The following is a 9,477-nucleotide window of genomic DNA, read 5'->3' as shown; positions in this document are numbered from 1 at the left end:
GACATCAAGGTCGACGACGTCATCGAGACGTACGAACTGGTGGAGAAAGCGCGTAGCTGACCTCTGCTCGTATCGCCGACGCCCGACCGCCCCGGTAGTCCCGGGCCGGTCGGGCGTTTGGTTCACCCAGTGTTCTCGGACAGGAGTCCGAGGCCGACGAAAGACAGGTGGTTCCCATGGCAGATCCAGCACGCGCACAACGGTTGGCCAAGCGGATCTCGGCGATCGTCGCGTCGGCCATCGCCACCGAGATCAAGGATCCGCGGCTCAACGGCGTCACGATCACCGACACCCGGGTGACCGGCGACCTGCACGACGCGACGGTGTTCTACACGGTCATGGGGGAGTCGCTCTCGGTACCGCCGGACTACGTCGCCGCGGCCGCCGGGCTGCACCGCGCGACCGGCATCCTGCGGTCGAAGGTGGGCGCGGGTACCGGTGTCCGGTTCACGCCGACCCTGGCGTTCCAACTCGACACCGTCCTCGACACCGCCCGCGACATGGAGGAACTCCTCGAACGGACCCGCGTCGCCGACGAGTTGCTGGCCCAGCAGGCCCGGGACGCCGTACCCGCAGGTGACCCCGATCCCTACAAGGAGCCCGAGTCGCGTGGTCATGATGACCGGGACTCGTCCGAAGATCGCTGAGACGTGCCAGGATTCGATGATGGCCCACGTGGAGCACACCGCATGAGCACGCACGGAGCGCGTCGATGAGTCGGGCCGTGGCGGGCCCGCGGGCGCAGGTCGCGCAGATCCTGCGCGAGGCCGACGCGGTCACCGTGCTGTGCCACGTGCGTCCCGATGCCGACACGATCGGCAGCGGTCTGGCGCTGGCACTGGCGCTCGACCGAGCAGGAGTCGAGGTGGAGGTCGGGTTCCCCGGACCGTGGTCGTTGCCGGACGCGCTCGGAGCGCTCCCCGGCGCCAAGCTGATCGTCGATCCGTCCGAACTGGTGGGCCACCGGGTCGCGGTGGCCATGGACTGCGCGTCGTCGTCGCGACTCGGCGATCTCGCCGAGCTGGTCGACCGTGCCGATCACGGGGTCGTCATCGACCACCACGCCTCCAATCGCGGTTTCGGTGACGTCAACGTCATCGACCCGTCGGCGGACTGCACCGCAGAACTGGTGTTGGAGTTGCTCGACGACCTCGAGATGCCGATCGACTGCGACATCGCGACCTGTCTGTTCGCCGGCCTGGTCACCGACACCGGATCGTTCCGGTGGGCGCGTGCGGGTGCGCACGAGGTGGCCGCGCGGCTGCTCGAGACCGGTGTCGACGGGCCCGCGTGGACCCGCCTGCTCCTCGACACCCACCAGTTCGGCTGGTTGACGATGGTGTCCGAGGCGTTGCAGTCCGCCGTCCTGGTCCCCGAGGCGTTGTCGGGCGCCGGCCTGGTCTACGCACTGGTCGGCCACGAGTGCTCCAGACAGATCGACTGGGCCGAGGCGGAGAGCGTCATCGATCTCGTCCGCACGGTCGGTGACGCCGAGGTGGCGGTCGTGTTCAAGGAATCCGCGCCCGGGGAGTGGACGGTGTCGATGCGGTCGCGTTCGTCCGTCGACCTCGTGCCGCTCGCGCGCACGCACGGCGGTGGCGGACACCGTCACGCCGCCGGCTTCAGCATCACCGGCTCGGCCACCGAGGTCGTCGAGAAGCTGCTCGCCTCGGTGTGAGCACCCCCGCGACCGACGCGAGCACCGATCCGTCGGCGGTCCCCGGCGTGCGCACCATCGCGCACCTGACCGTGTCGGCGCTGGCCGTCCTCGTCGCCGAACCGCTGTACCTGATGGAGGACCTCGCGGTCGTCGGGCGACTCGGCGCCGTCGCACTGGCGGCCCTCGGTGTCGGTTCGCTGATCCTCGGGGTCGTCAGCACCCAGCTCACCTTCCTGTCCTATGGCACGACGGCTCGCTCGTCCCGACTGTTCGGCCGCGGCGACCGGGCGGGTGCGGTCGCCGAGGGGATCACCGCCAGCTGGATCGCGATCGTCGTCGGGCTGTTGATCGTCGCGGTGATGCAGGTGATCGCTCCCTGGGTGGTCGGCGTGATCGCGCCGTCCGGCGGCGTGTCGGCCGAAGCAACGGGGTGGGTGCGGATCGCGGTCTGCGGTGTCCCGCTGATCCTGCTGTCCATGGCGGGCAACGGGTGGATGCGCGGGGTACAGGACACCCGTCGGCCGGTGGTCTACGTCGTCGTCGGTCTCGGGGTGAGTGCAGTGATCTGCCCGCTGCTCGTCCACGGGCTGCTCGGCTTCCCGGACATGGGGTTGCACGGCAGCGCGGTGGCCAACCTCGTCGGCCAGTCGATCAGCGGTCTGTTGTTCGCGCAGCGACTCCTGGCGGAGAAAGCCGCGGGTGGACTGCTCCCACGGTGGGCGACCGTCCGCGCCCAGCTGGCTCTGGCCCGCGACCTCATCGTGCGCAGTCTGTCCTTCCAGGTCTGTTTCCTCTCCGCCGCCGCGGTCGCCGCACGCTTCGGCGTCGCGTCGCTCGCCGCGCACCAACTGGTCCTGCAGCTGTGGAACTTCGTGTCCTTGCTGCTCGACTCGCTGGCCATCGCGGCGCAGTCGCTCGTCGGTGCGGCCCTGGGCGCGAAGGCGGTCCCCCGAGCGATCGGGGTGGCCCGCACGGTGACGGCGATGTCGGTGGCCGCGTCCCTCGGGCTGGTCGTGCTCTTCGCGGCGGGGCAGCCCCTGCTGGCGCGGATCTTCACCGACGACCGCGACGTGCTCGACGCCGTGGTCACGCCGTGGTGGTTCTTCGTCGCGATGCTGCCGGTCGCGGGCGTGGTGTTCGCCCTGGACGGGGTGCTCCTGGGCGGGGGTGACGCGGCCTACCTGCGGACCACCACCGTCGCGTGTGCGCTGGTCGGCTTCCTGCCGATGATCTGGGCGTCGCTGGCGTTCGACTGGGGACTCGCGGGTATCTGGACCGGCCTGTGCCTGTTCATGGTGTTGCGGCTCATCGCCCTCACCGCGCGGATGGCCACCGGTCGCTGGACGGCGATCGAACTGCGCTGAGGCGGGGCGAGCACCGGGTCGGTCGGCCTCGCCCGGACCGGCCGATACAGTTGACGCCGACGGTGACGGCCCATCCGGGCCGGTCGTCGGGTTGGAAAGGAGACCGGTGGCCACCCTCTGGGCGATCAGCGACCTGCACGTCGGGCATCGCGGGAACGAGGCGATCCTCGACAAGATCCGACCGGAGAGCGACGACGACTGGCTCATCGTGGCCGGCGACGTCGCCGAGCGCACCGATGAGATCGCCGAGACCCTGCGTCGGCTCAAGCAACGGTTCTCGACGGTCATCTGGACGCCGGGTAACCACGAGCTGTACACCACCGCGAAGGACCCGCTGCAGATCCATGGTGTCGCCCGCTACGACTACCTCGTCGCGAGCTGCCGCGAACTGCACGTCATCACCCCGGAGGACATCTACCCGCGCTTCGATCCCGGAGACGGAACACCGCCGGTCCGGGTCGTCCCGATGTTCCTGCTGTACGACTACACCTTCCGGCCGGCCGGGACGACCAACAAGATCCAGGCGCTCGCGGTGGCGCGGGAGAACAACGTGGTCGCGACCGACGAGTTCCTGCTCTCACCCGAACCGTTCGGGACGCGCGACGCGTGGGGTCGCGACCGGGTCGAGCGGACCCGCAAACGACTCGACGCCCTCGACCCGAGCGAGCAGACCGTCCTGATCAACCACTGGCCGCTGCGTCGAGAGCCCACCGACACGCTGATGTACCCGGAGTTCGCGCTGTGGTGCGGCACCGAGCTCACCCATGACTGGCACACCCGCTACAACGCGGCCTGCTGTGTCTACGGCCACCTCCACATCCCGCGCACCACCTGGTACGACGACGTCCGGTTCGAGGAGGTCTCCGTCGGCTATCCGCGCGAATGGCAACGCCGCGGACTCCCGGATCCGTTGTTGCGCAGGATCACCCCGGACAACGGTCTGCGTCCCGACGATCTCCCCGAGCACGGCGCACGCTTCGAACTCCCGCCCGACTACCGCGAGCGCGCGGCCGAGTTCCAGGAGAAGCTCGCGGCCAGGCGGGCCGAGGCCCAGGCGAAGCGCGAGGGTGGTTCCCGATGATCGACCAGGTCCTGCCGCGGGGCGTGGTGGCGGCCGAGGCGTTCGGCGACGAGGGCGACGGCACGCTGCTGGCGGGCGAGGAGTCGCTGGTGGCCCGTGCGGTCGACAAGCGTCGGTCGGAGTTCACCACCGCCCGGACCCTGGCGCGTCGTGCCCTCGGTGAGCTGGGGGTGGAGCCGGTGCCGATCCTGCGCGGCGACAAGGGCCAACCGCTGTGGCCGCGCGGTGTCGTCGGGAGCCTGACCCATTGCGACGGGTATCGGGCCGCGGTGGTGGCGCACAAGCTGGCGCAGCGCTCGCTGGGCATCGACGCCGAGCCACACGGCGAACTGCCCGAGGGGGTCCTCGACCACGTGAGCCTGCCCGCCGAGAGGGACGTGCTCGCGACCCGGCCCGACGGGGTGCACTGGGACCGACTGCTGTTCTGCGCGAAGGAGGCTACCTACAAGGCCTGGTTCCCGCTCACCGAACGGTGGCTGGGCTTCGAGGACGCGCACATCACGTTCACCCCGACCGGTCCGGACTCCGGGACGTTCCGCTCGCAGATCCTGATCGACGGTGCCGTCATCGACGGTGGTCCACCGCTGTCGGTGTTCGACGGGCGGTGGCGGGTCGAACGCGGTCTGGTCGTCACCACCATCAGCCTGTGAACGGAAACACGCAGATGAGCACCGAGAACACGAGCGCCGAGAACCGCAGCATCGCGACGGCGGGCCTGGTCGTCGTCGACAAACCCGGGGGGATCACCAGCCACGACGTCGTCGCGCGATGTCGAAAGGCGTTCAAGACCAGGCGGATCGGGCACGCCGGGACCCTGGACCCGATGGCCACGGGCGTGCTCGTGCTCGGCGTCGAGCGCGCGACGAAACTCCTCGGTCTGCTGTCGCTGACGACGAAGTCCTATCAGGCGACGATCCGGCTCGGTGCCTCGTCGGACACCGACGACGCCGAGGGCGTCCTCTCCGACCGCGCGGACACCACGGGCCTCACCCTCGAGCAGGTGACCGGGGCGATCGGTGCGTTCGTCGGCGAGATCGACCAGGTCCCGGCCACGGTCAGCGCGATCAAGGTCGACGGTCAGCGCGCACACGCGCTGGCGCGGCAGGGAACGGAGTTCGAACTGAATTCCCGTCGGGTGACGGTGACCCGGTTCGACGTCGTCGACCACCGGATCTCCGACGGGTGGTTCGATCTGGATGTCGACGTGGACTGCTCGTCGGGAACCTACATCCGTTCGCTCGCACGCGATCTCGGGGCGGTGCTGGGCGTCGGCGGACACCTCACCGCGCTGCGTCGCACCGCGGTCGGACCGTTCGACCTCGACCAGGCCACCCCTCTCGAGCAGATCGAGCAGCGCGGCGAACTCACCTTCGACATCGACCGTGCGGTCGCGGTTGCGTTCCCACACCGCGTCATCGGCGCCGACGAATCCGAGGCGATCAGCCAGGGCCGCTGGCTCGAACCGGTCGGCATCAAGGGCGTCTACGCCGCCATCGACGAGAACGGGCGGGCGATCGCGCTGTTGCAGGAGAAGGGCAAACGCGCCGGATCGGTGATGGTGGTCCGGCCCGCGACGCTGCGCTGAGCGGTGAGTGGGAGGGTCAGGCGCTCCGACCGGTGACCGGGTCCAGCCAGATGGCGCGGGTGGCGATGTCGCCGAGGTCGATGGGCTCGGCGCCCTCCACCGCGACGGCGACGGTGCCTGCGAACGGACGCTGCTCGACCACCTCGATGTGACGATCGAGCGCGATGCCGACGGAATCGAAGTAACGCAACATGTCCGGGTCGGTGTCGGCGATGCGCGCGACCCGACCGAGGTCACCGGGGCCGAAGTCCGCGAGCTGGCGGGCACTGGACTCGGGGACGGTCCCGTGCAGGTCGGGGATGGGATCGCCGTGCGGGTCGCGGGTCGGGTTGCCCAACTTCGTGTCGAGGCGCTCCATCAACCGCTCCGAGACCGCGTGCTCGAGGACCTCGGCCTCGTCGTGCACCTCGTCCCACCCGTATCCGAGCTCGCGGACGAGGAACGTCTCGATCAGGCGATGTCGGCGGACCATCAGGACCGCGGCCGAGCGGCCGATCTCGGTCAGCGTCACCGATCCGTAGCGCTCATGCGACACCAGACCCTGATCGGCGAGCTTGCGGACGGCCTCGGACACCGTCGACGGCGAGACCGCGAGCTTCTCGGCGAGGAGTTTCGTGGTGACCTTCGTGGCCGACCACTCCTGCGCGGTCCAGATGACCTTCAGGTAGTCCTGTGCGACAGCGGACAGTTCGGCGACCGGGATCGTTGCCGCCGGTGCATGACTGCTCGGCGCGCCGTCGGAGGAAGGCATTGTCCGAGCTTAGGTCAGGCTGCCCCGTTCTCCGAAGCACCGGTGCTCACACGGGCAGGTCTGGTCCGGTTCACCGCGCACCCGTAGGCTTGGCCCGTGTTGCGATGGCGAGGGTTGGAGGATATCCCCGCGGGATGGGGCCGATGTGTCGTCACCATCGGGGTGTTCGACGGCGTGCACCGTGGTCACGCACAGCTGATCAAGACCGCGACCTCGGCCGCGGCGAAACGTGGCGTCCCCGCCGTGCTCATGACCTTCGATCCGCATCCCGCCGAGGTCGTGAGACCGGGCAGCCACCCACCGCAGCTCTCGACGCTGACCCGACGCGCGGAGCTCGCCGAGGAACTCGGTATCGACGTGTTCTGCGTGATGCCGTTCACCCCGGTCCTCGCAGCGCAGAGCCCCAAGGACTTCGCACACGGCGTCCTGGTCGAGGGACTGCATGCCGCCGACGTCGTCGTCGGTGCCAACTTCACCTTCGGCAAGAAGGCGGCGGGCACGGTCGACGTGCTGACCGACCTCGGTCGCACATTCGGTTTCGACGTGCAGGCCGTCTCACTCCTCGGGGAGGACGGCGCCGACGGATCGACCAGGTCGAACGTCACGTTCTCCTCCACCTACATCCGGTCGTGTGTCGCGGCCGGCGACGTCGAGGCCGCGGCCGAGGCGCTGGGTCGGCCCCACCGCGTCGAGGGGGTCGTCGTCCGCGGCGACGGTCGCGGACGCGAGCTCGGGTACCCGACCGCCAACGTGGCGCCGCCGATGTACTCGGCCATCCCGTCCGACGGCGTCTACGCAGCCTGGTTCACCGTGCTCGGTGCCGGACCGGTCGTCGGGCAGGTCGTACCGGGGGAGAGTTACCGCGCGGCGGTGTCGGTGGGGTCCAACCCCACGTTCTCGGGGCGGACCCGCACCGTCGAGGCGTTCGTCCTCGACACCAAGGCCGACCTGTACGGCCAGCACGTGGCCGTCGACTTCGTCGGGCGTATCCGCGGCATGGAGAAGTTCGACTCGGTCGAGGATCTCATCGTGCAGATGGACGACGACGTCGTCCGGACCCGCGCGGTGTTGGCCGACCCCGCCGTCTGACCTGCGCCCGCCGATTTGGGTGGGTGTGTTCTGCGCTGGTAGATTCGTCGGTTGGCGCGCGCTGCGGTTCGCGGTGGCCACGCCCGGGGCGTCCGACCATGTCGGTCGACGCCATCCATCAGGACGCGAACATCATCACCAGGAGAATCACACGTGGCACTGACCGTCGACCAGAAGAAGACGATCCTCTCCGAGTACGGCCTGCACGAGACCGACACCGGATCCCCCGAGGCGCAGATCGCGATGCTCACCAAGCGCATCAGCGACCTGACCGAGCACCTCAAGACCCACAAGCACGATCACCACAGCCGTCGTGGACTGCTGCTGCTGGTCGGCCGCCGTCGTCGCCTGCTCAAGTACATCGCGAAGGTCGACGTCGCGCGCTACCGCTCGCTGATCGAGCGCCTGGGCCTGCGTCGCTGACCTCGTCGCACCGGCTCGACCACTGTTCACCGCGGACCGCGGCACTCCTCGACGAGTGCCGCGGTCCGCGTCGTTCGCCCCGCGTGTCGCGCGGCGAACAGGTCCGTCGGTGCCCAGGTGATAGTCTCGGCCACGGACCCGATGCCACGAGATGACATTCTCCTCACGCGTGCCCTGCGTTCGCGATCGGTCTTCGGTAGTGGCTGCCGGAACCCATGGGATTGCCCACACGGTTCCGACCGCTTCGATCGACGGCCGTCGCCGAACCTCCTCCGCCTCCTCAGCGCGGACATTCGCACCTGCGGCGCTGTCACCTCTCGGGCATCGACCCACAGCTCCCGTCCACCTGGACAGGCGCTGATACACCGATGCGCAGCGATCGATCGCGCGCATCGAACGAGAGGAATCATCCACACATGACCGATGTGACAAACGCGCCCGCGGAAGCGGACTTCGACGACGACGTCACCGAAGCCACCGCCGTCATCGACAACGGCAGCTTCGGCACCCGCACCATCCGCTTCGAGACCGGACGTCTCGCCCAGCAGGCCGCCGGCGCCGTCGTCGCCTACCTCGACGACGAGAACATGCTGCTCTCGGCCACCAGCGCCGGAAAGCACCCCAAGGACAACTTCGACTTCTTCCCCCTGACGATCGACGTCGAGGAGCGGATGTACGCCGCGGGCCGCATCCCCGGATCGTTCTTCCGTCGCGAGGGCCGCCCCTCGACCGACGCGATCCTGACCTGTCGCCTGATCGACCGGCCGCTGCGCCCGTCGTTCGTCGACGGTCTCCGCAACGAGATCCAGGTCGTCATCACCGTCCTGTCGCTCGACCCGAACGACCTCTACGACGTCGTCGCCATCAACGCCGCCTCGGCGTCCACCCAGCTCGCCGGCCTGCCGTTCTCCGGCCCGGTGGGTGGCGTGCGCGTCGCGCTCATCCCGACCGAGTCCAACCGTGCGGGCCAGTGGGTCGCGTTCCCGACCGTCGAGCAGCTCGAAGGCGCCGTGTTCGACATGGTCGTCGCCGGTCGCATCGTCGGCGAGGGTGACACCGCCGACGTCGCGATCATGATGGTCGAGGCCGAGGCCACCGACAACGTCATCGAGCTCATCGACGGCGGCGCGCAGGCGCCGACCGAGGCGATCGTGGCCGAGGGCCTCGAGGCCGCCAAGCCGTTCATCGCCGCGCTGTGTGAGGCGCAGAAGAGCCTCGCCGCGCAGGCCGCCAAGGCCACCGGCGAGTTCCCGCTGTTCCCGGCCTACCAGCCCGACGCCTATGAGGCCGTCGAGTCGGCGGGCAAGGATCGCCTGTCGGAGATCCTGACCATCGCGGGCAAGACCGAGCGCGACGACAAGACCGACGAGCTCAAGGGCGACATCCTCGCCTCGCTCGGCGAGCAGTTCGCCGGACGTGAGAAGGAGATCGGCGCGGCGTACCGCTCGCTGACCAAGAAGCTGGTGCGTCAGCGCATCCTGACCGACCACTTCCGCATCGACGGTCGCGGCATCACCGACATCC

9 protein-coding genes and 1 pseudogene are annotated in these 9,477 nt (G+C 69.3%); 9 read left to right on the top strand and 1 reads right to left on the bottom strand.

What is annotated here, in order from left to right:
- Positions 1-176: 176 nt before the first annotated feature.
- From rbfA to truB, 6 genes are all read left to right on the top strand, one after another.
- Complete coding sequence (rbfA, locus tag JHC79_RS21585; protein ID WP_296394753.1) at positions 177-647, top strand: 30S ribosome-binding factor RbfA; 471 nt, start codon at positions 177-179, stop codon at positions 645-647.
- A 65-nt stretch (positions 648-712) separates the two neighbouring features.
- Positions 713-1,678 (top strand): DHH family phosphoesterase, encoded by a 966-nt coding sequence (locus tag JHC79_RS21580; RefSeq protein ID WP_296394751.1) that lies wholly within the window; start codon positions 713-715, stop codon positions 1,676-1,678.
- The gene (locus JHC79_RS21575) at positions 1,675-3,024 is read left to right on the top strand and encodes an MATE family efflux transporter (RefSeq protein WP_296394749.1); all 1,350 of its coding nucleotides are present in this window, start codon (positions 1,675-1,677) and stop codon (positions 3,022-3,024) included. Before JHC79_RS21580 ends, JHC79_RS21575 begins: the two co-directional genes overlap by 4 nt.
- A 106-nt stretch (positions 3,025-3,130) precedes the next feature.
- A complete protein-coding gene (locus tag JHC79_RS21570) occupies positions 3,131-4,105 on the top strand; it encodes a metallophosphoesterase (RefSeq protein WP_296394747.1) in 975 nt (324 codons plus the stop codon).
- Positions 4,102-4,755 carry a 4'-phosphopantetheinyl transferase superfamily protein gene (locus JHC79_RS21565; RefSeq protein ID WP_296394745.1) on the top strand — a complete coding sequence of 218 codons (654 nt, stop codon included), beginning with the start codon at positions 4,102-4,104 and terminating at the stop codon, positions 4,753-4,755. The genes JHC79_RS21570 and JHC79_RS21565 overlap by 4 nt, the downstream gene beginning before the upstream one ends.
- Positions 4,756-4,769: 14 nt before the next feature.
- Positions 4,770-5,690 carry a tRNA pseudouridine(55) synthase TruB gene (gene truB / locus JHC79_RS21560; protein WP_296394755.1) on the top strand — a complete coding sequence of 307 codons (921 nt, stop codon included), beginning with the start codon at positions 4,770-4,772 and terminating at the stop codon, positions 5,688-5,690.
- A 16-nt stretch (positions 5,691-5,706) separates the two neighbouring features.
- On the opposite strand, the gene JHC79_RS21555 is transcribed toward truB, so the two are convergent.
- Entirely contained in the window at positions 5,707-6,441 is a 735-nt protein-coding gene (locus JHC79_RS21555; RefSeq protein ID WP_296394743.1) for a metal-dependent transcriptional regulator, read from the bottom strand.
- Positions 6,442-6,537: 96 nt separating this feature from the next.
- Here JHC79_RS21555 and JHC79_RS21550 point away from each other — a divergent pair, with 96 nt between their 5' ends.
- The 3 genes and pseudogenes from JHC79_RS21550 to JHC79_RS21540 all read left to right on the top strand — a co-directional run.
- The gene (locus JHC79_RS21550; protein WP_296394741.1) at positions 6,538-7,530 is read left to right on the top strand and encodes a bifunctional riboflavin kinase/FAD synthetase; all 993 of its coding nucleotides are present in this window, start codon (positions 6,538-6,540) and stop codon (positions 7,528-7,530) included.
- A gap of 153 nt (positions 7,531-7,683) precedes the next feature.
- Entirely contained in the window at positions 7,684-7,953 is a 270-nt protein-coding gene (gene rpsO, locus JHC79_RS21545; RefSeq protein WP_253663424.1) for a 30S ribosomal protein S15, read from the top strand.
- Positions 7,954-8,369: 416 nt separating this feature from the next.
- A pseudogene (locus JHC79_RS21540) lies at positions 8,370-9,477 on the top strand (polyribonucleotide nucleotidyltransferase); the annotation flags it as partial.

This window comes from Williamsia sp. (genome assembly GCF_016462415.1).
In the GTDB taxonomy this organism is placed as follows: Bacteria; Actinomycetota; Actinomycetes; order Mycobacteriales; family Mycobacteriaceae; genus Williamsia_A.
Note: the sequence above shows the minus strand (reverse complement) of the source record. Positions and strands in the feature narration are given on the sequence as shown.

Bases quoted from the DNA above. Each gene is read 5' to 3' on its own strand.
- rbfA (WP_296394753.1), top strand. From the start codon at position 177: ATGGCAGATCCAGCACGCGCACAACGGTTGGCCAAGCGGATCTCGGCG.
- JHC79_RS21565 (WP_296394745.1), top strand. From the start codon at position 4,102: ATGATCGACCAGGTCCTGCCGCGGGGCGTGGTGGCGGCCGAGGCGTTC.
- JHC79_RS21555 (WP_296394743.1), bottom strand. From the start codon at position 6,441: ATGCCTTCCTCCGACGGCGCGCCGAGCAGTCATGCACCGGCGGCAACG.
- JHC79_RS21580 (WP_296394751.1), top strand. From the start codon at position 713: ATGAGTCGGGCCGTGGCGGGCCCGCGGGCGCAGGTCGCGCAGATCCTG.
- truB (WP_296394755.1), top strand. From the start codon at position 4,770: ATGAGCACCGAGAACACGAGCGCCGAGAACCGCAGCATCGCGACGGCG.